Genomic DNA, 24,150 nt, shown 5'->3' with positions numbered 1-24,150 from the left:
CACAATGCACCAACAACCTCGCACGAAAAGGAGCCGACGATGCACTCCTCCGCACGTAGAGCGTCTTGGCAGCGCACCGACTGCCCGACTTGGTGCGTCGTCAACCATCACGACGACGACCACATCCATGATCACCGCCACCAGTCCGAGTTCCTTGAAATTCCGGTCCTCGCGGTGACGGAGGGCCACGGCGGCCACCTGGGCGGCCGAGACAATTGGAACGCCACCGAACTGGTCATCTGCCTCCAACTTCGTGACGGCGCGGACCACACTGAGGTCTACATCGGGGACGGCATGGAACAGCGGATTGCCGTCGATGTACCCAGCGCGCTACGGCTCGCCGACAACCTCGGATCCCTTGTCCGGGCACTCACGGCTTCATGGAGCCGCGAGACCGGCGTGACCGATCAATCCCGCCCCGGGGGCTGACCTCGCCCGACGGCTACCGGGCCTCACTACGAAGGCGCTCGCGAATCATCCGCGCTGTGGTCCTGTCCACGCGGCCGAGGGATCGGCGGAAAGCGCGCCTGTGTACGGTGATCAGCGGAGACGAGCCATCCGGCTGGGCCACCCGAATCCAACTCTGCTTGCGTCCCACCGCTCCCGACCAGTTCTGACTCGGCAGATACATGAACTGTCCGGGACGCGCCGACTTGTCCTGCGAGGTGACATAGAGAACGCGGAGTCGGCGAGTGCTACCGCCAACGATGAGGCATGGCCGATCCTTGGCACCGGTCCCGTCTTCGAAGGGGACCTCTGCCATCCAGAACTGTCCGGCTCGCGGTTGCCTACCCCCGGGGCGGGTACTCACGACCACCAGGCCGAAAATCGCGCCTGCGATCGTGAAACCGATCAGAGTTTCGGGCTCGCGGCCCAGCAGCGATTCCACCGTTGCGTATCCGCTGGCTGTGCCGATCAGTTTCCGCGCTACCCCGAGGAGTGCGAGGAGAATCACTGTAGTGGCGGCAAGAGGGACGACGCTACGCGCTGACCAGGTGACCGCGCGGAGCCACAGCAACCACGTGGCAAGCGCGGCAGTGAATAGCCAGCCCATCGCGATGAACAGCGACTGATCGGTGCCGATCGCGAGGCTGGCGGCGGCGTAGCAACAGGTGGCCATCACCGCGGCGAAATAGATGGCTGCGAGGCATGCCTTGTCGAATTTTGACCCACTGAGCATGGCAACGATGGTACTGACTTGCGACGACCGGGGGATCGCGAGTGCGATGCCCCAGGAACTTGGCAAGATGTACTCATGACGATTCCTGCCTCGGACCAGCCCGGTTCAGAGCCCACCGACCCGCTCGTGCCTCCCGCAGCGCCGGCCCCTGCGCTCCGTCCGGCGAGTCCTGAACAACAGGCCCGGTGGGCCGAATTGGCGGACGAGATCGACAAACTCAGCTTCGCCTACTACGTCCAGGATTCACCACGAGCCTCCGACGCCGAGTACGACGCGAAGCTCCGGGAACTCGAGGAATTGGAGGAGGCCCATTCGGACCTGCGCGTACCGGAATCGCCCACGCAGCGCGTCGGTGGCACGTTCTCCACGGACTTCGCGCCGGTCAGGCACCCGCAGCAGATGCTGTCATTGGTGGACGTCTTTTCGGTGGACGAGGTCTCCGCGTGGGTGTCGAAGACGGCGGCCGACCTGGCCGGCCGTGACGTCACTTTCCTCACGGAAGTAAAGATCGACGGCCTCGCGCTCAATCTGATCTATGAACATGGAAAGTTGACGCGCGCGGCCACGCGCGGAGACGGTGTCACCGGCGAGGACGTCACATTGAACGCGCGGACGATCTCCGCGATTCCCCAGGTGCTCGCGGGAGATCCGGACGATCATCCGGCTCTGGTCGAGATTCGTGGCGAGGTGTTCATCCCGGTCGCTCAGTTCGCGGAACTGAATGCGGCGCAGGTGAAGGCGGGCAAGCCGCCCTTCGCGAACCCCCGCAACGCTGCGGCCGGTTCGCTGCGCCAGAAGGATCCTCGGGTCAGCGCCGCTCGTCCCCTGCGGTTCTATGCCCACGGCCTCGGCACGCTGCGCTGGGAAGCCGGCCACGTCGGCGAACTCGTCCGGCAATCCGAGGCCTACGACCACTTCCGTACCTGGGGCATCCCGGTCTCCGGCCATAACCGCGTGTGCGCGACTATCGACGATGTGCTCGACATGATCGCCTATTACGGCGAGCATCGGCACTCCATCGAGCACGAACTCGACGGCATTGTGGTCAAGGTGGACGAGATCGCCCTCCAGCGGGAACTCGGGACAACCAGCCGGGCGCCGCGGTGGGCGATCGCCTACAAGTACCCCCCCGAAGAGGTGAACACCCGCCTGCTGGACATCCAGGTGGCGGTGGGGCGAACTGGCCGCGCGACTCCCTATGCACTGATGGAGCCGGTGTTCGTGTCCGGGAGCACCGTCCGCCAGGCAACCCTCCACAACCAGGATGTGGTCAAGGTCAAGGGAGTGCGCATCGGCGACATGGTCGTGCTACGCAAGGCGGGAGACGTGATCCCCGAGATCGTCGGCCCCGTCGCGGCGCTCGAGGATGACGGCTTTCCGAGGCGCGACTTCGTGATGCCCCTCAACTGCCCCGAATGCGGCACGCCGCTACGGCCCATGAAGGAGGGCGACATCGACCTCCGCTGCCCCAACGCCCGCTCCTGCCCCGCGCAGGTACGCGGGCGCGTGGAGCACATCGGCTCGCGCGGTGCGCTCGACATCGAGGCGCTGGGGGAGGTTACGGCTGCGGCGCTCACGCAGCCCGAGTCGCCGTCGACTCCACCGCTTAGAACCGAGGCAGATCTATTCGGTCTCACGCTCGAGCAGTTGCTCCCGATCGAGGTCGTCGTCCGCGACGCCGAAACCGGTCTGATCAAGGAGGACGAGGACGGACGAATCCGCCGGCGGACCCCCTTCAAGAAGGTGTCCAAGTCGTACCCTCCGGGCTCGGAGCGCATGGATGCCGCGCAGCGACGCAAGGCCGGTATCCGCAAGGACTACGAGGTCGTCGAGCCCTCCGCTCAGGCACTAACGCTCCTGGAGGAACTCGAAAAGGCAAAGACCAAAGACCTGTGGCGCCTCCTCGTCTCGCTCAACATTCGGCACGTCGGACCCGTGGCTGCGCGCGCGATCGCTGCTCGATTCGGCTCGCTCGACGCCGTACGCGCCGCCGACGTGGACCAGTTGGCCAGCGTCGAGGGCGTCGGTTCGATCATCGCGGAATCGCTCCTTGAATGGTTCGCGGTCGACTGGCATCGGGACATCATCGACGCGTGGACCGCGGCGGGAGTGCGGTTTACGATCCCTGGACACCCCGGTCCCGATGCTGCGCCCGCACAGGACGAGGAGCCGGGTCTGCTGACGGGTCTGACGGTCGTGGTCACCGGCTCGCTAGAGGGCTTCACCCGAGATTCGGCGAAAGAGGCGATCGTTTCGCGTGGCGGTAAGGCCGCCGGTTCGGTTTCGAAGAAGACGGACTTCGTCGTGGTGGGGGAGAACGCGGGTAGCAAGGAGGCCAAGGCTCGTGAGCTCGGTCTGCGCATTCTGGACGAGGACGGCTTCGCCGCACTCCTCGACAGGGGCCCGGCCGCATTCGACGAGGCCTGAAGCTATACGGCGTTCCCGGGACGAGGAAGGGCAAATGTGGCCCACGTCACTCAACCCATTTTTCGACCATCGTGGCAGATCAGGCCAATATTCCGAGGTGGAGCGTTGAAATATCAACGCAACCCCCCGCCCGAAATGCCGATTTGACCTGAGCGAAACAAGTCGCGTAATGTTTCACATGTCGCCCGGACAGGGAGAGACGGACAAGCTGAGAAGCGCAAGGCGCCTCGAAGCGAGGACGGTCCCGCGGGCAAGTCACTCACTAGAAATCCTTAGGGATTCGTGTGCGTGGCGCCTCACTCCGAACAACGCAGGTCAGAGCGATTTGACTGGTGGTTGTGGGGGGTGTAGGTTTGAGAGGTTGCCCTGCTGCGCTGGCTTTGGTTGGTTGTTTGGGTGTGTGGTGGTTGTTTGAGAACTCAATAGTGTGTTTGATAGTTGATGCCATTGATGTTGGGGTGGCTGGGCTGGCTTGCCTGTTGTGGGTGGGTTTGGTTTGGTTGTTTTGACATCTTTTTGTTTGGTCCAGCATTTGCCTTTTAGGTGGGTGTTGGTTTTTTGATGCCAGTTTTGGCGTAATTTGTATGGTTGTTACATCTGCCTTTGTGGTGGGTGTGGCGTTGTACTTTTACGGAGAGTTTGATCCTGGCTCAGGACGAACGCTGGCGGCGTGCTTAACACATGCAAGTCGAACGATGAAGGAGAGCTTGCTCTTTGGATTAGTGGCGAACGGGTGAGTAACACGTGAGCAACCTGCCTTCCACTTCGGGATAACATTCGGAAACGGGTGCTAATACCGGATATGACCTTGGGACACATGTTTTGGGGTGGAAAGTTTTTCGGTGGAAGATGGGCTCGCGGCCTATCAGCTTGTTGGTGGGGTAATGGCCTACCAAGGCTTCGACGGGTAGCCGGCCTGAGAGGGCGACCGGCCACACTGGGACTGAGACACGGCCCAGACTCCTACGGGAGGCAGCAGTGGGGAATATTGCACAATGGGCGAAAGCCTGATGCAGCGACGCCGCGTGAGGGATGACGGCCTTCGGGTTGTAAACCTCTTTCAGTAGGGAAGAAGCGAGAGTGACGGTACCTGCAGAAGAAGCGCCGGCTAACTACGTGCCAGCAGCCGCGGTAATACGTAGGGCGCAAGCGTTGTCCGGAATTATTGGGCGTAAAGAGCTCGTAGGTGGTTTGTCGCGTCTGGTGTGAAAACTCACGGCTCAACCGTGAGCTTGCATCGGGTACGGGCAGACTAGAGTGCGGTAGGGGAGACTGGAATTCCTGGTGTAGCGGTGGAATGCGCAGATATCAGGAGGAACACCGATGGCGAAGGCAGGTCTCTGGGCCGCAACTGACGCTGAGGAGCGAAAGCATGGGGAGCGAACAGGATTAGATACCCTGGTAGTCCATGCCGTAAACGTTGGGCACTAGGTGTGGGGCTCTTTCCACGAGTTCTGCGCCGTAGCAAACGCATTAAGTGCCCCGCCTGGGGAGTACGGCCGCAAGGCTAAAACTCAAAGGAATTGACGGGGGCCCGCACAAGCGGCGGAGCATGCGGATTAATTCGATGCAACGCGAAGAACCTTACCAAGGCTTGACATACACCGGAATCGGCTAGAGATAGTCGCGTCTTCGGACTGGTGTACAGGTGGTGCATGGTTGTCGTCAGCTCGTGTCGTGAGATGTTGGGTTAAGTCCCGCAACGAGCGCAACCCTTGTCCTATGTTGCCAGCGGGTTATGCCGGGGACTCATGGGAGACTGCCGGGGTCAACTCGGAGGAAGGTGGGGACGACGTCAAATCATCATGCCCCTTATGTCTTGGGCTTCACGCATGCTACAATGGCCGGTACAAAGGGTTGCGATACTGTGAGGTGGAGCGAATCCCAAAAAGCCGGTCTCAGTTCGGATTGGGGTCTGCAACTCGACCCCATGAAGTCGGAGTCGCTAGTAATCGCAGATCAGCAACGCTGCGGTGAATACGTTCCCGGGCCTTGTACACACCGCCCGTCAAGTCACGAAAGTCGGTAACACCCGAAGCCGGTGGCCCAACCCTTGTGGGGGGAGCCGTCGAAGGTGGGACTGGCGATTGGGACTAAGTCGTAACAAGGTAGCCGTACCGGAAGGTGCGGCTGGATCACCTCCTTTCTAAGGAGCTTTTGATCATCCCGGTAGGGATGGTGGCCATCTTTCGGTGCCGAGTGTGTGCCGGGGTGGTTGCTCATTGGGTGGAACATCAACTCTTGGCTTGCTGCTGTATGTCATTGCTGGTTTCTTAGTACCGCTCTTGTGGGGTGTGGAACGGGTGCTGGTGGTGGTGGCGGCGGGTATCGGACACACTGTTGGGTTTTGAGACAACGACCTATGTTGTTTCTGGTACGGCGTGTATCGCGACTCTCCCCGGTGGGGGGTGGTTGGTGGTGGATGTCCGTTGGTTGTTTGAGAACTGTATAGTGGACGCGAGCATCTTATTTTTGTGTGATCGAGAATAGATTTGTTTCTTGGTTTTTGTTGTTGAAGTTTTTAAGGGCACAGGGTGGATGCCTTGGCACTAGGAGCCGATGAAGGACGTTGTAGCCTGCGATAAGCCTCGGGGAGTTGGCAAACGAACCGTGATCCGAGGATGTCCGAATGGGGAAACCCAGCCAGAGTTATGTCTGGTTACCCTCACTTGAATATATAGGGTGAGTGGAGGGAACGCCGGGAAGTGAAACATCTCAGTACCGGCAGGAAGAGATATTCCGTGAGTATTGGCGAGAGAAAGCGGATCAGGCCAAACCATACGCGTGTCAAGCTGTCAGGCGTTGCGCGTGTGGGGTTGTGGGACTCGATGGACCTATCTGACAGTGGGTCAAAGAGTAAAAAAGTTGCGTGGATAGTCGAACGGTATTGAAAGACCGACCATAGAGGGTGGCAGTCCTGTAGACGAAATTCCGTGACCTCTTTTCGAGGATCCCAAGTAGCACCGGGCCCGTGAAATCCGGTGTGAATCTGCACAGACCACTGTGTAAGCCTAAATACTACCTAGTGACCGATAGCGGACTAGTACCGTGAGGGAAAGGTGAAAAGTACCCCGGGAGGGGAGTGAAATAGTACCTGAAACCGTGTGCCTACAACCCGTCGGAGCCTCCCTAGTTGGGGTGACGGCGTGCCTTTTGAAGAATGAGCCTGCGAGTTAGTGCTCAGTGGCGAGGTTAACCCGTGTGGGGAAGCCGTAGCGAAAGCGAGTCCGAATAGGGCGATACAGTCGCTGGGTCTAGACCCGAAGCGGAGTGATCTATCCATGGGCAGGTTGAAGCGCGGGTAAGACCGCGTGGAGGACCGAACCCACCAGGGTTGAAAACCTGGGGGATGACCTGTGGATAGGGGTGAAAGGCCAATCAAACTCCGTGATAGCTGGTTCTCCCCGAAATGCATTTAGGTGCAGCGTCACGTGTTTCTTACCGGAGGTAGAGCTACTGGATGGCTAATGGGCCCTACAAGGTTACTGACGTCAGCCAAACTCCGAATGCCGGTAAGTGAGAACGTGGCAGTGAGACTGCGGGGGATAAGCTTCGTAGTCGAGAGGGAAACAGCCCAGATCACCGGCTAAGGCCCCTAAGCGTGTGCTAAGTGGGAAAGGATGTGGAGTTGCACAGACAACCAGGAGGTTGGCTTAGAAGCAGCCACCCTTGAAAGAGTGCGTAATAGCTCACTGGTCAAGTGATTCCGCGCCGATAATGTAGCGGGGCTCAAGTACACCGCCGAAGCCGTGACATTCATACTTATAGCTAGGCCTTCGTGGTCCAGGCGTATGGATGGGTAGGGGAGCGTCGTGTGGGCAGTGAAGCTGCGGGGTGACCCAGCAGTGGAGCCCACACGAGTGAGAATGCAGGCATGAGTAGCGAAAGACGGGTGAGAAACCCGTCCGCCGGATGACCAAGGGTTCCAGGGTCAAGCTAATCTTCCCTGGGTAAGTCGGGACCTAAGGCGAGGCCGACAGGCGTAGTCGATGGACAAGCAGTTGATATTCTGCTACCGGCGAAGAACCGCCCATACCAAGGCTTGTGATACTAACCACCCCGCCCCACCTTGGGTGTCCTTCGGGACATCTGAACGTGATGGCGGGCTGGGACCTGAACTTGTAGTAGGTAAACGTGTTAACAGTGGTGACGCAGGAAGGTAGTCCGAGCCTGGCGATGGTTGACCAGGTCTAAGACTGTAGGGCGAACGGTAGGCAAATCCGCCGTTCACATGCCTGAGAGTTGATGGGGAGCACCTACTGGTGCAACTCGGGTGATCCTATGCTGCCTAGAAAAGCCGCGACGTGAGGTTCTAGCCGCCCGTACCCTAAACCGACTCAGGTGGTCAGGTAGAGAATACTAAGGCGATCGAGAGAATCGTGGTTAAGGAACTCGGCAAAATGCCCCCGTAACTTCGGGAGAAGGGGGGCCCGGACCGTCAACCCACATGCTGGGAGAAGCGGGTAAGGGCCGCAGAGACCAGGGAGAAGCGACTGTTTACTAAAAACACAGGTCCGTGCGAAGTCGCAAGACGATGTATACGGACTGACGCCTGCCCGGTGCTGGAAGGTTAAGAGGACCGGTTAGCCCCTTGTGGGCGAAGCTGAGAATTTAAGCCCCAGTAAACGGCGGTGGTAACTATAACCATCCTAAGGTAGCGAAATTCCTTGTCGGGTAAGTTCCGACCTGCACGAATGGCGTAACGACTTCTCCACTGTCTCAACCACGAACTCGGCGAAATTGCACTACGAGTAAAGATGCTCGTTACGCGCAGCAGGACGGAAAGACCCCGGGACCTTTACTATAGCTTGGTATTGGTGTTCGGTCCGATTTGTGTAGGATAGGTGGGAGACTATGAAACAGCCACGCCAGTGGTTGCGGAGTCAACGTTGAAATACCACTCTGATCGGGCTGGGCCCCTAACTTCGGACCATGATCTGGTCCAGGAACAGTGCCTGGTGGGTAGTTTAACTGGGGCGGTTGCCTCCCAAAGAGTAACGGAGGCGCTCAAAGGTTCCCTCAGCCTGGTTGGCAATCAGGTGTTGAGTGTAAGTGCACAAGGGAGCTTGACTGTGAGACTGACAGGTCGAGCAGGGACGAAAGTCGGAACTAGTGATCCGGCCACGGCAAGTGGAAGCGTGGTCGCTCAACGGATAAAAGGTACCCCGGGGATAACAGGCTGATCTTGCCCAAGAGTCCATATCGACGGCATGGTTTGGCACCTCGATGTCGGCTCGTCGCATCCTGGGGCTGGAGTAGGTCCCAAGGGTTGGGCTGTTCGCCCATTAAAGCGGTACGCGAGCTGGGTTTAGAACGTCGTGAGACAGTTCGGTCCCTATCCGCTGCGCGCGCAGGAAACTTGAGAAGGGCTGTCCCTAGTACGAGAGGACCGGGACGGACGAACCTCTGGTATGCCAGTTGTCACGCCAGTGGCACGGCTGGTTAGCTACGTTCGGAAGGGATAACCGCTGAAAGCATCTAAGCGGGAAGCCTGCTTCAAGATGAGGTTTCCATCCCACACAAGTGGGGAGAGGCACCCAGCAAGACCACTGGGTAGATAGGCCGGACGTGGAAACAGGGACCAAAGACCTGTGGAGCTGACCGGTACTAATCAGCCAACAACCTCAACACACCACACCAAAAAATGTGCGCGTCCACTATACGGTTCCCAGAGAACCAACACACCCACGTGTAAACACTCTGACAACGTTACGGCGGCCATAGCGAAGGGGAAACGCCCGGACCCATACCGAACCCGGAAGCTAAGCCCTTCAGCGCCGATGGTACTGCCCCCGCCAGGGGGTGGGAGAGCAGGACACCGCCGAACACCCATTCAACGAAGGCCCACCACCACGGTGGGCCTTCGTCATACCCCCAACACACCAAAATCCTTCGTCGTAACCCGCGGCCGTTCGTCGCCGACCTACTTCGCGCCAAGCGCGTTGACGCACCAACCCGCCGCGAAAGTTGTCGGCGGGCGGCCCGTGCCAAGCGTGTCGGCGGCTCCAGGGTGTCGGGGGCTCCAGCGCATCGGTGGCCCAGGTGCTCGGGCCTCAGCGCATTGCTGGCCACATCCCGCACCGAAGCCGTCGCTGGCCTAGCGCGCGGCGAAGGCATCGGCGGCGCGACGCAACGCCGTGCGTACGGCCACGACGCTCGGCCGGGCCGCGGTCGCCAGCCGGGCGGAAGAGAATATCTCGCGAACCGGGGAGTGGGGAAGCTCACTGAGTCTCACCTCGGGCTTCTCGCCGGCCCAGACGAGGTCGGGCAGCAACCCCACCGCATTCCCGTTTCTCACCAGCTTCACCTGTGCCACGAGGTCCGCGGTGTCGAACCGCACGTCGGGTTCAAAGCCCACCTGCCGGCACGTCTGCAAGGCCCATTGCCTGCTCGCAGTTCCGAGTGGTTCCATGACCCAGGGGCGATCAGCAAGATCGCCAATAGACAGTGGTGCTTCGCTGCCCAATGCTGTCGCCACGTGTATCCGGTCCTGCGCCAGCGGAATGCGATCGAGTTCCGCGACGATCGGGCGCGTATAGCCGGGGTACTGCTCGGCCAGCACCAGGTCGAAGTCACGCGCCGCGACTCGCAGCAGGGCGGCCTCTGGATCCAACTCGGTCACCTCGACCCGCAGTTCCGGGTAGTCGGCGGCGAGCTCCGACAGCGCGTGCGGGACCATAGAGTGTGAAGCCGATTGGAACACGGCGAGCCGGACGGTACCGCCCACGGCCGTGCGCGAGGCTTCAACGGCCGCGGCGGCCTCGTCCATCAAATCCAGGATCCGGGCGGCGTATCCGACGAGCACCTGCGCTTGCGGCGTCAACTGCAGGCGACGCCCGGCAGGAATGATCAGTTCGCAGCCCGCCTCGCGCTCGAGAGTGCCTAGTTGCTGCGAGATCGTGGACGGACTGTAACTCAGCGCCCGGGCCACCTCGGCGACCGTGCCGCGACGATCCAATTCCAACAGCAGTCGCAGCCTATGTGCATCGAACACGGCGCCCCCATCGTTCGGTTTTCTCGAATGTAATCCTGCGTAAACGTTTGCTTGTTCGAAAGTAGCGTGCGGAGCAGACTGGATTCAAGTAGTTCTGCGATGACCGCCGGCATACGCTGGCAATGATGAGGCGGAGGATCCGATGCTCGCTCCCAAGAAGAATCAGCCGGAGAAGATTCACCAGGCCGTGGGCAAGGTGCTAGCAATCGACAGCGCGCGCCTCGAACTCGCGGGCCACCGCCCGGACGCGCCACCCGTCGCGATCGATTCGGCACGGGTGACCGACCTCGTTCACCGCTGGCTCCGGGAGGCACAGTCCTACCCGGAGGACGTTTCGGCCCAGCGCCTGGCTGGAGTGCTGAAGGACGACAACGGACTAGCCTTCACCGTCGGGTTCGTCGATGGCGTCATGCGGCCGGAGTCGCTCAAGGTCGCGGCTAGGAATCTCGCCAAACTTGGCGGAATCACTCCCAGGTTCCTGCCATGGCACCTGCGTGTCGCCATCAAACTTGGCGCCGCCGTCGCCCCGACAATCCCGGGCATAGTGATCCCGATCGCTCGTCGGGTGCTACGCGCCATGGTTGGGCACCTCATCCTCGATGCTCGTCCGGATCAACTCGCGGGCGCGATACAGCGCCTGCGAGCCGACGGCAACAGGCTGAACCTCAACCTTCTGGGCGAGGCGGTGCTGGGGGAGTCCGAGGCGGACAAGCGGCTCACCGGCACGAGGGACTTCCTCGCCCGCGACGACGTGGACTACGTCTCCATCAAGGTGTCTGCGGTCGTCAGCCAACTGTCGATGTGGAGTTTTGACGAGGCCGTCGCCAAGGTTGTTGAAAAGCTGACGCCCCTGTACGAACTGGCTGCTGCTTCACCGACCCCGAAGTTCATCAACCTGGACATGGAGGAGTACCGCGACCTGGATCTGACCCTCCGCGTCTTTACGGCGATCCTCGACCAGCCTCAATTACGCCGCCTCGAAGCGGGAATCGTCCTGCAGACGTATCTGCCCGACGCCCTCGGCGCCATGATCGCCCTACAGGAATGGGCGGCGCGGCGCGTCGCTGACGGGGGCGCACCGGTCAAGGTGCGCGTGGTCAAGGGCGCGAACCTGGCGATGGAGCACGTCGATGCCGTCATGCACGATTGGCCCATGGCCACCTACGATCGCAAGGTCGATACCGACACGAACTACCTGCGCGTGCTGCACTGGGCGATGACCCCGGATCGCGTGGCCAACCTCCGGCTGGGAATTGCGGGCCACAACATCTTCGACATCGCGCACCTCTCGCTCCTCGCCGGCGACCGCGGCATCGAAGACGCCATCGACTTCGAGATGCTGCTCGGTATGGCTACGGGGCAGGCGGCGGCGATTCGCAAGGATGTCGGACAACTGCTGCTCTACACGCCGGTCGTCCACCCGGACGACTTCGACGTCGCCATCGCCTACCTCGTTCGCCGACTCGAGGAGAACGCGAGCAGCGACAACTTCATGTCGGCCGTCTTCGACCTCCACGACAGCGAGGATCTCTTCGGGCGGGAGCGGGGGAGGTACGAGGCCTCCGTCGCGGCGCTCGAAGACCCAATGGTGGTGCCCGCCCCGCGTCGTGACCAGGCGCGCCCCGCAGCAGTACAGGCGCGCCCCGCAGCAGCGTCCGAACTCGGCGATGCGGGGGACTTCCGCAACGAACCCGATACCGATCCCGCACTCGCCCCGAATCGCGCGTGGGGCCGGTCTATCCTGGCGCGCGTTCCTCGCAGTACCCTCGGAAATGACACCTTGGCCGCCTGCGCGGTGACGTCTGCGGACCAGGCGGTCGCCCTGGTCACCCGGGTGCGAGAGGCCGCTCCCGCCTGGGCGGCTCGTCCAGCGAACGAACGGGCGAGCGTGCTGCTCGCCGCCGCCGACCAACTCTCAGCGCGGCGCGCCGACCTGATAGAGGTGGCCGCCAGCGAAACCGGCAAGATGATCGCCGAGGGCGACGTCGAAGTCAGCGAGGCCATCGATTTCGCCCGATACTACGCGGCCAGTGCCCTCGATCTGGAGCGCGTCGACGGGGCGCAGTTCGTGCCGTCGCGCGTCACCGTGGTCGTTCCCCCGTGGAACTTCCCTGTTGCGATCCCGGCGGGCGGAGTTCTTGCCGCCCTAGCGTCCGGCTCCGGTGTCATCATTAAGCCAGCACCGCAGGCGCGCCGCTGCGCGGCGGTGATCGTCGAGGCGCTGTGGGCGGCGGGAGTCCCCCGCGAAGTGCTCGTCCTGGCCGACGCGCCCGAAGGCGACGTCGCGCGTGCCATCATCGAGCATCCTGCCGTGGGCCGCGTCATCCTCACCGGCAGTTACGACACGGCATCGCTGTTCCGGTCCTGGCGTTCCGACCTGCCGCTGCTCGCCGAGACGAGCGGCAAGAACTCGATCATCGTGACGCCTTCGGCGGACCTCGACCTTGCGGCAGCCGACATCGCGCGCAGCGCGTTCGGACACGCCGGCCAGAAGTGCTCAGCGGCATCGCTGGTCATCCTCGTGGGCGAGGCCGCCCGGTCCGAGCGCTTCCGCCGCCAGCTCGTCGACGCCACGACTTCGATGCGCGTCGGTTGGCCGGATGACCCGACATCGCAGGTGGGCCCGGTCATCGAGCCGCCCACCGGAAAACTTCTGCGCGGCCTGACGAAGCTGGGCCCGGGAGAAAGCTGGCTAGTACAGCCGCACAGCCTCGACGAATCGGGCCGGCTGTGGTCGCCGGGCATCCGCGACGGGGTGCGACCGGGTAGCGACTTCCACCTCACCGAGTTCTTCGGACCGATCCTCGGCATCATGACCGCGGCCACCCTGACGGAGGCGATAGCGTTGCAGAACGCGGTCGAGTACGGACTGACGGCGGGTTTGCATACGCTCGACCCAGCGGACGTGCGCGTCTGGCTCGAGTCGGTCCAGGCCGGCAACCTTTATCTGAATCGGGGGATCACCGGCGCCATCGTCCGGCGTCAGCCGTTCGGGGGCTGGAAGAAATCGGCGGTCGGCGCGGGGACCAAGGCAGGCGGTCCCAGTTATCTGTATGGCCTCGGCACGTGGGCGCGGGCGGATCGCGATCGTCCCGCGACGGCGACGCATCCTCCGGGGCCGGTCGTCGAACTCCTCGCGGCCCTCGACGGAGTAGTGCCCAGCGAGATCATCGACGAGGCATTCGCGGCCGCCGCGCACATCGAGGAGGACTACGCGCGGACGTACGCCGCAGGCACCGATCCGAGCGCACTCGGCGTCGAGCGGAACATACTGCGGTATGTACCCACCGCCGCCACGATCCGGCTCGGCGCGGATGCCCCGTTGGCCGATTCGCTCACGGTGATCGTGGCCGGACTGCGCGCGGGCGGTGAGCTCGCCGTCTCGGCCGAGCCCGACCTGCTGCCCGGCGCGGTGGTGGCAGCGCTTCGCAGCCTGGGTGCTCAGGTGCGCGGCGAGGACGAGGCATCCTGGCTCGCGAGGCTGGGCTCGGCGGCCGCGCGCGGGCAGGCACCAGCGAGGATTCGCCTGGTGGGAGAGGTCAGTGGCCCCGTGTGGGAGGCGGTCAAGGGTGAGCCGTTGGTCGCAGTGTGGGATGCGCCGGTCACGGCCAGCGGCCGCATCGAGGTACTGCCCTTCGTGCGCGAGCAGGCCGTGTCGATGACGAATCACCGGTTCGGCAATCCGACGAGCCTGCTCGATGGCATCCTGCAGGATGAATCCTGAGACGGGTATCGAGGGGTCGTAGCGGCGGGTCCGCGGTAGTTGCGACCGCGTAGACTGGGACCATGTCTACCATCTCATCCGACGAGGTCGCGCGCGTCGCGGCGCTCGCCCGCATTGACCTGCGCCCCGATGAGATCGCGCGGCTAGCCGGAGACCTCGACACCATCGTCGACTCGGTCGCTCAGGTTAGCGCCGTCGCCGCGGATGTTCCGGCGACGAGCCACCCGCTGCCGATCTCAAATGTGTTCCGTGAGGACGTGCCCAGGCCGCCGCTCACCGTCGACGAGGCGCTCGCTGCGGCGCCCGCGGCGGAGGACGACCGATTCGCCGTGCCGCAGATCCTGGGCGAGGAGTGAGATGACGAACGACGTAACAAGGCTCAGCGCGGCTGAGCAGGCGGAACTCTTCGCTCACGGCGAGGTGTCGAGCGCCGAACTCACCTCCGCGCACCTGGCCCGTATCGAGGCCGTGGAATCGAAGCTGAACGCCTTCATCGAGGTGAGCGGAGAGCAGGCGCTCGCTGAGGCGCACGCGATCGACGCTCGCCGCGCTGCGGGCGAAGAACTCGCCCCACTCGCGGGCGTGCCCATCGCGGTGAAGGACATCGTGGTCACGAAGGGCATTCAAACCACGGCTGCCTCGAAGATCCTCGAGGGCTGGATCCCGCCGTACGACGCCACAATCGTCGAGAGGATCAAGGCCGCTGGCCTGCCCATCCTCGGAAAGACGAACCTGGACGAGTTCGCGATGGGCTCGTCCACGGAGCACTCCGCGTACGGCAACACCGCGAACCCCTGGGATCTCGAGCGGATCCCCGGTGGCTCGGGCGGCGGATCGGCTGCCGCGGTGGGCGCCTACGAGGCCCCGCTGGCGATCGGCACCGACACCGGCGGTTCGATTCGCCAGCCCGCCTCGGTGACCGGCACCGTCGGCGTCAAGCCCACCTACGGCGGCGTCTCTCGCTACGGATTGATCGCCATGGCCAGCTCACTCGATCAGGCGGGTCCCGTCACGCGTACGGTGCTCGATTCGGCGCTGCTCCACGAGCTGATCGGCGGTTACGACGACCGCGACTCGACCTCCATCAACGAGCCGCTTCCCGCCCTCGTCGAGGCGGCGCGCCAAGGTGCCGCAGGCGACCTCAGCGGCCTGCGCGTCGGCGTCGTCACGGAGCTCAGCGGCGATGGCTATCAGTCCGGAGTATCCGCCTCCTTCAACGAGGCGCTCGACCTGCTTCGCGGCGCTGGCGCGCAGATCGAGGAGATCTCGTGCCCGAACTTCCCGCTCGCACTCAGCGCCTACTACCTGATCATGCCGTCCGAGGCCTCCAGCAACCTCGCCAAGTTCGACGGCATGCGATTCGGGCTGCGAGTGGAGCCCGAGGACGGCCCGGTCACCGCTGAAAGAGTCATGGCAGCGACCCGCGGGGCGGGTTTCGGTGACGAGGTCAAGCGGCGCGTGATCCTCGGCACCTATGCCCTGTCCGCCGGCTACTACGACGCCTACTATGGCAGCGCGCAGAAGGTCCGCACGCTCATCCAGCGCGACTTCCTCGCCGCATTCGAAAAGGTCGATGTGCTCGTCTCGCCCACCGCGCCCACTACGGCGTTCAAGCTCGGCGAGAAACTGGACGATCCGCTGGCGATGTACCTGAACGACGTCGCGACGATCCCCGCTAACCTCGCCGGTGTGCCGGGCATCTCGCTGCCCTCCGGACTGTCGGACGATGGCCTGCCCGTCGGATTCCAGATCCTCGCGCCGGTCAAGGCCGACGATCGCCTCTACCGGGTGGGCGCTGCGCTGGAGAAACTACTCGAAGACAAATGGGGCGGAACGCTGCTCGCGCAGGCGCCAGAGTTGGAGGTCCTGTAATGGCGGCCACGTTCGATCTCGTCGACTACGACGAGGCCATCGCGAAGTACGACCCGGTCCTCGGCATCGAGGTGCACGTCGAACTCGGCACCAAGACCAAGATGTTCTGTGCCGCGGGCGTGAGCTTCGGCGCTCGCCCCAACTCGGAGACGACTCCCGTGTCGCTCGGCCTGCCGGGCTCCCTGCCGGTCGTCAATGGCACCGCCGTCGAGTACGCGATCCGCATCGGCCTGGCCCTCAACTGCCAGATAGCCGAGACGTGCCGGTTTGCCCGGAAGAACTACTTCTATCCGGACGTGCCGAAGAACTATCAGATCTCCCAGTACGACGAGCCGATCGCATTCGATGGTCACCTCGACGTCGAACTCGATGACGGGACGATCTTCCGCGTCGAGATCGAGCGCGCGCACATGGAAGAGGACGCGGGGAAGAACACGCACGTCGGCGGCGATGGCGGCCGCATCCACGGCGCCGCGTACTCGCTCGTCGACTACAACCGGGCCGGCATCCCGCTCGTCGAGATCGTCACCCGGCCCATCGAGGGCGCCGGCGCGCGGGCGCCCGAGGTGGCGAGGGCCTACGTGCAGACGCTGCGCGACATCTTCCGCGCACTCGGGGTTTCCGAGGCAAAGATGGAGCAGGGCAACGTCCGCGCAGATGTGAACCTCTCGCTTCGCCCCTCTCCCTCCTCGCCGCTGGGTATCCGCTCCGAGACCAAGAACGTGAACTCGTTCCGCTCGATCGAGCGGGCCGTTCGCTTCGAGGTGTCCCGCCAGGCGGGAATCCTCGACGCGGGGGAGAAGGTCATTCAGGAGACGCGGCACTGGCACGAGGACACGGGAGAGACCTCACCGGGACGCGTGAAGTCGGACGCCGAGGACTACCGGTACTTCCCGGAACCCGATCTTGCTCCCGTCAGCCCGAGCCGCGAGTGGGTCGAGGAGATCCGCGAGTCGCTACCCGAGCTTCCCGCTGTGCGACGCAAGCGGCTGCAGGCCGAGTGGGGATACTCGGATCTGGAGATGCGCGACGTCATCAACGCCGACGCCACGGAACTGATCGAGGCGACGGTTGCGGCTGGCGCATCCGCCGCCGGGGCCCGCAAGTGGTGGATGGGTGAATTGGCGCGCGTCGCCAAGGAGCAGGAGGTCGGCATCGCCGATCTGGCTATCACTCCCGCCCAGGTCGGCCAGCTCCAGGCGCTGGTCGAGGCTGGCACCATCAACGACAAACTCGCCCGCCAGGTGCTGTCGGGCGTGCTCGCCGGTGAGGGCGACCCCGCCCAAGTCGTCAAGGATCGCGGCCTCGAGGTCGTGTCCGATGATGGACTGCTGCTCGCCGTGATCGATGAAACGCTCGCCGCGCAGCCGGACATCGTCGAAAAAATCAAGAGCGGCAATCTCGGACCGATCGGCGCTATCATCGGTGCGGTCATGAAGGCCACCAAGGGGCAGGCCGACGCCGGACGCGCCCGCGAACTCGTCCTGGAGCGGGTGAACGGGTCATGACCTCTGGGCCCACGCTCGAGGGGGAACTGATCTGCCTGCGACCACTGCGCTCGTCCGACCGGGACGCGCTCTGGGAGGCTGCCCAGGATCCCGTCACCTCGCGCCTGACCGGGCTCGTCCCGGCGGCCACGCGTGAGTTGTTCGACGCGTGGGCCAGCAGACTCGCCGACCGCAGCGACCGGGTCGACTTCGCAATCACGACGCCGACCTGTGACGATCTGATCGGTCACGCGGTGCTCACCCAGATCGACGAGAATGCCGGCCGCGCCGATATGCGCATGTCGATGCTGCCGGGTTTCCGCGGCCGCGGATACGGCCGTGAGGCCGTGTTCCGCATCCTCGAACTCGCGTTCGCCGGACGCCCGGAGGGGTTTGGCCTTCACCGCGTCGGTCTCGTCGTGCTTGCGCTCAACCCGCGCGCCAAGGAGTTGTACGAGTCCTTCGGGTTCAAGGAAGAGGGCGTGCTGCGCGACTACGCGCGCGACGACGAGAGGTACACGGACGGCATCGTCATGTCCCTGCTGGCGGATGAGTTCCAGCCGGATGCCGCGATTTACGCACCGAGACTCTCGGCGCCTCGCGGCGCGCAGTAGCCACGCCCGCATAGCGCAGCCACGTAGCGCATTCGCCAGTCGAGAACTAAAGGTGGTGGGGCCCGCACTGAGAATCAGTGCGGGCCCCACCACCTTGTTACGACGTCCATCCCGCTTCACCAGTTGAATGCCGTAGGAGGAATCGTCCTCCTACTCGATCGAGCTAGGCGACTGCGACGGGAGTGGTCTGCGCCACCGACTGGATCCTTTTCGCGTGGCGGAAGCCCAGGAACGACAGGACTCCGAGGCCGACTGCTCCGGCGTAGGCCACTCCGGCCGCGATGAAGGCGATCTCGCCGATGGTGCCGAACGCGTAGGCGGTCAGCAGTGTGCCGCGCAGGGTGTTGCCCATGAACAGAGTCTGGCGAAGCGCGCCCAGCGCCTGGCCATCCTCAGACGCCTTCTCCTCATCGCTGAGCTTGGTGTACTCGCCGCTGACCTCTTCGTAGGTGCGGCCGCCAGACGAGGCGTTCATGTGAGCAAGGATGTAGTGGTCGGCGAAGGCCTGCGCCTGCCTGGGGCCCTCGAGCGGCTGCCCGGCGAACGGCTCAAGCGCCTTGCGATCCGCCTCATTCTCTAGTTTCGCAATGGCGTCGCCAGCCGGCATGGTGATCCGCTGGGCAGTGAGTTGGTTGCTCACCTGCGCGTTCACGAAGCCGCCCGCCCAGGTGAGCAGGACGCCACCGATAAGGAGGACGACGGCAAGGACGGCGCCGGTGGAGGAGATCAGTTTGTCGAGTGTCTTGCGGTCCATTTCCATGGTCCTTTCAGCGTCAGTGCATTGGAGTTGTGCAATGTCGTGCGACCGGCGCTATGCCCTAGTCGATGTCATTGGCGACACGACAATCATCTCGATTCGGACAGGCCCCAAATCGGGCGGAAAGTCCCATATCCGCCGAGATCGCGCAAATGTCGCACGAGTCACAAATCCCATCCCGCGTGTTTCAGGTATGTGACAAGTCGCGGCAAAGGGCGTAATGTAAGGCACTATGCAGACAGCGGTACTAGTAGTAGTAACTGAGCGCGCAGCGTAAGCTGCCGATCAGCCAACGTCTGCGCGCTCACCCCTCGAAATGTCCTCACCGGGAACGAGGGGTTTTTTCATGTCACAAGGTTCGCGCCACCCCATGCGATTCCTCGTGACACGGGTTGTTCACAAGACACCTTGCACTCGGTGCCAAAGCCGGCCTAGCCGCTGTGGCGGGTCCGGCAACTATTCCGCCGGCCCGGCAGGCCCGTCGCACAGACACACGTGAGGACCAGGAGCCAAGACATGACAAACCAGGCGACAACGAGGCCACGCCCAGGCCCAGCGACGCCATCGACGCCATCGACGGAAGTCTCGGAGCAGGTGACCGGAGCGCAATCGCTCGTGCGGTCGCTGGAGGCGGTAGGCACGGATGTTGTCTTCGGCATCCCCGGCGGCGCGATTCTGCCCGCCTACGACCCGCTGATGGACTCGACGAAACTCCGTCACATCCTCGTTCGCCACGAGCAGGCGGGCGGACACGCCGCGTCCGGCTACGCGCATGCGACAGGCCGGGTCGGGGTGACCATTGCCACGTCGGGCCCAGGAGCCACCAACCTCGTGACGCCGCTGGCCGATGCCAACATGGACTCGATCCCCATGGTCGCGATCACTGGACAGGTCGGGGCCAGCCTCATCGGCACTGACGCCTTCCAGGAGGCCGACATAGTCGGCATCACCCTCCCGGTGACCAAGCACAACTTCCTCGTGACCAATCCGGACGACATTCCCCGCGTCATCGCCGAGGCCTTCGAGATCGCCGCGAGCGGCCGTCCCGGCCCCGTGCTCGTCGACGTCGCGAAGTCCGCGTTGCAGTCGCAGACGACTTTCAAGTGGCCGCAGGCCACCGCGCTTCCCGGCTACCGTCCGGTCACCAAGCCGCACGGAAAGCAGATCCGCGAGGCGGCGAAACTCATCGCGACGGCCAAGCGCCCCGTGTTCTACGTCGGCGGCGGCGTGATCCGCTCCGGCGCCTCGGAGGTGCTGCGCAAGCTCGTGGACGAGTCCGGTGCCGCTGTGGTGACCACGCTCATGGCCCGCGGCGCGCTGCCCGACTCGCACCCGCAGAACCTCGGGATGCCCGGCATGCACGGCACGGTCGCGGCCGTGGCGGCGCTGCAGAAGGCGGACCTCGTGGTGGCCCTGGGTGCCCGCTTCGACGACCGCGTGACCGGAAAGCTCTCGAGTTTCGCGCCGAAGGCTGCCATCGTCCACGCCGATATCGACCCGGCCGAGATCGGCAAGAACCGCACGGCGGACGTGCCGATCGTGGGTGACCTCAAGGAGGTCATCGGCGACCTGCTGCCCGAGCTGGCGCGCGAGCACGAGATCCAGGGCAAGCCGGATCTGGGCGCCTGGTGGCGCCAGATCGATGACTGGCGCGAGACGTATCCGCTGGGCTACACGGCTACCGAGGACGGACTGCTGGCCCCCCAGCACGTCATCCAGCGGCTCGGCCAGCTTGCGGGCCCGGATGCCATCTACGTTGCGGGCGTGGGTCAGCACCAGATGTGGGCATCGCAGTTCATCCGCTACGAGCGACCCAATACGTGGATCAACTCGGGCGGACTTGGAACCATGGGGTACAGCGTTCCCGCGGCCATGGGTGCCAAGGTCGGACAGCCCGACCGCGAGGTCTGGGCGATCGACGGCGACGGCTGTTTCCAGATGACCAACCAGGAACTCGCCACGTGCGTGATCAACGAGATCCCGATCAAGGTCGCGCTGATCAATAACTCGTCGCTCGGCATGGTCCGCCAGTGGCAGACCCTGTTCTACGACAAGCGCTACTCCAACACCGACCTGCACACCGGGCACGGCACGCGTCGAGTTCCGGACTTCGTGAAGCTGGCCGCGGCCTACGGCTGCGCGGGTATCCGCGTCGAGAGCGAATCCGAGGTGGACGCAGCGATCAAGCGCGCGCAGGAGATCGACGACCAGCCGGTGGTGATCGATTTCACCGTGTCACGCGACGCCATGGTGTGGCCGATGGTTGCCGCCGGAGTCTCGAACGACGACATTCAGTACGCGCGCGGCATCTCGCCCGCTTGGGACCGAGAGGACTAGGAAACCGCCATGACTCGACACACTCTCGCCGTGCTGGTGGAGAACAAGCCCGGCGTTCTCACTCGCGTTGCCGGCCTGTTCGCTCGCCGCGCCTTCAACATCCATTCCCTTGCCGTCGGACCGACGGAACACGAGGGCTTCTCGCGAGTCACCGTCGTGGTGGACGTGGACGAGCAGCCGCTCGAACAGGTGACGAAGCAGCTCAACAAGCTCGTGAACGTCATCAAGATCATTGAACTGGACCCGGTTGCCTCGGTTCAGCGCGAACTCATGCTGGTCAAAGTCCGCGCCGACGTCGCAACCAGGACCTCCGTTCTGCAGGTCGTGGAGCTCTTCCGGGCGCACGTAGTCGACCTGCAGCCCGACGCTCTGACCATCGAGGCCACCGGTAACCCCGATAAACTGGCCGCGTTGCTCGCTGCGCTCGAGCCCTTCGGGGTCCGCGAAATCGTCAAGTCGGGTGCCATCGGTATCGCTCGTGGTTCCCGCTCAATGACCGAACGCGCGCTCGAGCGCGCACCTCGCACTGCCTAACCGCTAACTGAATACCCAAGGAGTACACCGTGGCTGAGTTGTTCTACGACGACGACGCAGATCTGTCCATCATCCAGTCCAAGAAGGTCGCCATCATCGGCTATGGCAGCCAGGGACACGCTCACGCGCTGAACCTGCGCGACTCCGGCGTTGACGTGACCGTCGGCCTGCGCCCCGGCTCGTCCTCGCGCGCCAAGGCCGAGGAAGAGGGCCTGCAGGTCGCCGACATCCCCGACGCTGTTGCGCAGGCGGACGTCGTCATGATCCTCGCGCCGGACCAGCACCAGCGCGGCCTCTACGCCGAGCAGATCGAACCGAACCTCAAGCCCGACGCGGCGCTGTTCTTCGCGCACGGCTTCAACATCCGCTTCGGCTACATCAAGCCGGACGCGACTCACGACATCGCGATGGTCGCGCCCAAGGGCCCCGGCCACACGGTTCGCCGCGAGTTCCTTGACGGCCGTGGCGTTCCGGTCATCGTCGCCGTCGAGCAGGACGCATCGGGTAACGCCTGGGCGCTCGCACTGTCCTACGCCAAGGCGATCGGTGGCCTGCGCGCCGCCGGTATCAAGACGACCTTCACTGAGGAGACCGAGACCGATCTGTTCGGCGAGCAGGCCGTCCTGTGCGGTGGCACGTCGCAACTGATCCAGTACGGTTTCGAGACGCTGACCGAGGCCGGTTACCAGCCGGAAATCGCCTACTTCGAGGTCCTGCACGAGCTCAAGTTGATCGTCGACCTCATCTGGGAGGGCGGCATCACGAAGCAGCGCTGGTCCGTCTCCGACACCGCCGAGTACGGCGACTACGTCTCGGGCCCGCGCGTCATCGACCCGAGCGTCAAGGAGAACATGAAGGCCGTTCTCGCGGACATCCAGTCGGGCGCCTTCGCGGAGCGCTTCATCAACGACCAGGACGCCGGTGCGCCGGAGTTCAAGGAACTGCGTCAGAAGGGTGAGAACCACCCGATCGAGGCCACCGGCCGCGAACTGCGCAAGCTCTTCGCGTGGCGCAACTCGCGCGACTCCGACTACGTCGAGGGCTCCGCAGCGCGCTGATCCCGCGCACTTTGCGGGCAGTCGTGGACGAGTAGCCAAACGGCTGACGTTCAATATCGAATGGGCCACCCGGATTCCGGGTGGCCCATTCGTGTGCGCGGCGTCCGTATGCCGCGGGATGCGTGTCAGTATCCGACCTAGAGCCGGGCGAGCTTACCGCTCAGCGAAAATGTCACTTCCTGCATTTGTATGCGCAGTACCCCGGGATGGTCCATCCGTGTACCCAGATGAGGGTGCAGGCGGTGCCTATTGTGAAGGGCACCCATGTCCAACTCGACAGCACGCCAATAAGCGGGAAGTCGACCACGCGACTGAAGAACGTCACGATCCCGGTGATCCACGTAATTAGCTGGAACACCAGCCGATGCCACGGTGAGAATGCCTTCCGCGTCACCGGGACCCGGTGCGGCGTTACTTGCATCGCGAGTCCCGTGTTGCTCTCGAGCGCCATAGTGTTATGCCCAATCCGATTGGGTATCCGGCAAACCAGCCGGAAAACAACGTCGCCGCGAATGCGGTGTTGGGGTTCCAGAGCAAACCGGCGATCAGTACGAGTCCCATGACGCTGTGGGTCGTCAGCCCTAGCAGCGCGCGTGGATGCCGCCAAGTTAGGTCACCTGGAGCGTGGATGTTTTGGAGGCTGATAGCGGCGAGGCACAACCCCGCGGCCAAGGAAATGGCATACGCCGTCACTTGCAGTAGCCCTCTCTAAAGGTTGAACGACCACTGTCGCGTCAGTGTTGCTGCTGTAACTGATAGTTCCATCGGCAGCGACTTCGGCTTCCTCAATGTCTGCAAGAGCGGGTAACGAGACAGCGATGTCGGGCGCCGTTAGCGCCACGCCGCTAGACGGTGTCACATTGCTCGGGACGCCGTCAGCGACGCTGAGGGTAAAGGGGTCGGGTGGGTCGAGCGGGATCGTCACTGTCCCTGTTTCAGTGATGGCGAGCAGATCGCCCGTCGACAATTCTTCCGACATGACGACGTTGACGGGAGCCACCTCATCAATGACGATCTCGGTCACCTCCGCGGGCACGACGGGGTCCTCGGCATGTGCCAATCCCCCCGAATGTAACGGACGACAGGACGGCCAGAAACAGGATTTTGGTCAGAGTGCGGGCCTTCATTGATCTCCTTCGTTGTTGAGAGGTCGAAGGGGAGGCCTC

At 63.5% G+C, this 24,150-nt stretch carries 14 protein-coding genes and 3 rRNA genes; 13 read left to right on the top strand and 4 right to left on the bottom strand.

The genetic code is table 11. The annotated features are described in order from the left end of the window. The first annotated feature begins 39 nt into the window (after positions 1 to 39). Complete coding sequence (locus tag FB461_RS06795) at positions 40 to 429, top strand: DUF6907 domain-containing protein (RefSeq protein WP_142120115.1); 390 nt, start codon at positions 40 to 42, stop codon at positions 427 to 429. A gap of 13 nt (positions 430 to 442) precedes the next feature. Here the strand turns inward: FB461_RS06795 and FB461_RS06790 are convergent, their stop codons facing one another. After that, complete coding sequence (locus FB461_RS06790) at positions 443 to 1,180, bottom strand: type II toxin-antitoxin system PemK/MazF family toxin (RefSeq protein WP_142120113.1); 738 nt, start codon at positions 1,178 to 1,180, stop codon at positions 443 to 445. A gap of 75 nt (positions 1,181 to 1,255) precedes the next feature. On the opposite strand from FB461_RS06790, the gene ligA reads away from it, so the two are divergent. The 4 genes from ligA (at position 1,256) to rrf (ending at position 9,434) form a co-directional block, all read left to right on the top strand. After that, positions 1,256 to 3,607 (top strand): NAD-dependent DNA ligase LigA, encoded by a 2,352-nt coding sequence (gene ligA / locus FB461_RS06785; RefSeq protein WP_142120111.1) that lies wholly within the window; start codon positions 1,256 to 1,258, stop codon positions 3,605 to 3,607. Between the two features lie 627 nt (positions 3,608 to 4,234). Further along, positions 4,235 to 5,753 (top strand): 16S ribosomal RNA (locus FB461_RS06780). A 365-nt stretch (positions 5,754 to 6,118) separates the two neighbouring features. Then, positions 6,119 to 9,238: ribosomal RNA gene (locus FB461_RS06775) — 23S ribosomal RNA — on the top strand. A gap of 79 nt (positions 9,239 to 9,317) precedes the next feature. Further along, positions 9,318 to 9,434 (top strand): 5S ribosomal RNA (rrf, locus tag FB461_RS06770). The 16S, 23S and 5S rRNA genes sit together here, the layout of an rRNA operon. A 270-nt stretch (positions 9,435 to 9,704) precedes the next feature. Here rrf and FB461_RS06765 read toward each other — a convergent pair. Further along, positions 9,705 to 10,601: a LysR substrate-binding domain-containing protein gene (locus FB461_RS06765; protein ID WP_142120109.1), complete on the bottom strand. Its 897-nt coding sequence runs from the start codon at positions 10,599 to 10,601 to the stop codon at positions 9,705 to 9,707. 142 nt (positions 10,602 to 10,743) lie between these two features. On the opposite strand from FB461_RS06765, the gene FB461_RS06760 reads away from it, so the two are divergent. The 5 genes from FB461_RS06760 to FB461_RS06740 all read left to right on the top strand — a co-directional run bounded on the left by FB461_RS06760 (position 10,744) and on the right by FB461_RS06740 (position 18,298). Continuing rightward, positions 10,744 to 14,325: a proline dehydrogenase family protein gene (locus tag FB461_RS06760; protein WP_142120107.1), complete on the top strand. Its 3,582-nt coding sequence runs from the start codon at positions 10,744 to 10,746 to the stop codon at positions 14,323 to 14,325. 62 nt (positions 14,326 to 14,387) lie between these two features. Then, complete coding sequence (gene gatC / locus FB461_RS06755) at positions 14,388 to 14,681, top strand: Asp-tRNA(Asn)/Glu-tRNA(Gln) amidotransferase subunit GatC (protein WP_142120105.1); 294 nt, start codon at positions 14,388 to 14,390, stop codon at positions 14,679 to 14,681. A gap of 1 nt (position 14,682) precedes the next feature. After that, on the top strand, positions 14,683 to 16,197 hold the full coding sequence (gene gatA, locus FB461_RS06750) for an Asp-tRNA(Asn)/Glu-tRNA(Gln) amidotransferase subunit GatA (RefSeq protein WP_142120103.1): 1,515 nt from the start codon (positions 14,683 to 14,685) through the stop codon (positions 16,195 to 16,197). Beyond that, positions 16,197 to 17,705, top strand: a complete 1,509-nt coding sequence (gene gatB / locus FB461_RS06745; RefSeq protein ID WP_142120100.1) for an Asp-tRNA(Asn)/Glu-tRNA(Gln) amidotransferase subunit GatB — start codon at positions 16,197 to 16,199, stop codon at positions 17,703 to 17,705. Before gatA ends, gatB begins: the two co-directional genes overlap by 1 nt. Further along, a complete protein-coding gene (locus FB461_RS06740) occupies positions 17,702 to 18,298 on the top strand; it encodes a GNAT family N-acetyltransferase (RefSeq protein WP_142120098.1) in 597 nt (198 codons plus the stop codon). The genes gatB and FB461_RS06740 overlap by 4 nt, the downstream gene beginning before the upstream one ends. Before the next feature lie 163 nt (positions 18,299 to 18,461). Here FB461_RS06740 and FB461_RS06735 read toward each other — a convergent pair whose 3' ends face one another. Further along, entirely contained in the window at positions 18,462 to 19,052 is a 591-nt protein-coding gene (locus FB461_RS06735) for a hypothetical protein (protein ID WP_142120096.1), read from the bottom strand. Between the two features lie 519 nt (positions 19,053 to 19,571). Between FB461_RS06735 and FB461_RS06730 the strand changes: the two genes are divergently transcribed. From FB461_RS06730 to ilvC, 3 genes are read left to right on the top strand one after another with little or no spacing between them, the layout of a single operon-like run. Further along, the gene (locus tag FB461_RS06730) at positions 19,572 to 21,392 is read left to right on the top strand and encodes an acetolactate synthase large subunit (RefSeq protein WP_142120095.1); all 1,821 of its coding nucleotides are present in this window, start codon (positions 19,572 to 19,574) and stop codon (positions 21,390 to 21,392) included. A gap of 9 nt (positions 21,393 to 21,401) precedes the next feature. Next, positions 21,402 to 21,926 carry an acetolactate synthase small subunit gene (ilvN, locus tag FB461_RS06725; protein WP_142120093.1) on the top strand — a complete coding sequence of 175 codons (525 nt, stop codon included), beginning with the start codon at positions 21,402 to 21,404 and terminating at the stop codon, positions 21,924 to 21,926. Between the two features lie 29 nt (positions 21,927 to 21,955). Next, on the top strand, positions 21,956 to 22,984 hold the full coding sequence (gene ilvC, locus FB461_RS06720) for a ketol-acid reductoisomerase (RefSeq protein WP_142120091.1): 1,029 nt from the start codon (positions 21,956 to 21,958) through the stop codon (positions 22,982 to 22,984). Between the two features lie 613 nt (positions 22,985 to 23,597). On the opposite strand, the gene FB461_RS06715 is transcribed toward ilvC, so the two are convergent. Then, positions 23,598 to 24,020: a hypothetical protein gene (locus FB461_RS06715; protein ID WP_142120089.1), complete on the bottom strand. Its 423-nt coding sequence runs from the start codon at positions 24,018 to 24,020 to the stop codon at positions 23,598 to 23,600. Positions 24,021 to 24,150 lie beyond the last annotated feature (130 nt).

The sequence above is a fragment of the Rarobacter faecitabidus genome, from assembly GCF_006716265.1.
GTDB lineage: Bacteria > Actinomycetota > Actinomycetes > Actinomycetales > Cellulomonadaceae > Rarobacter > Rarobacter faecitabidus.
This window is presented reverse-complemented; position numbering and strand designations above follow the sequence as displayed.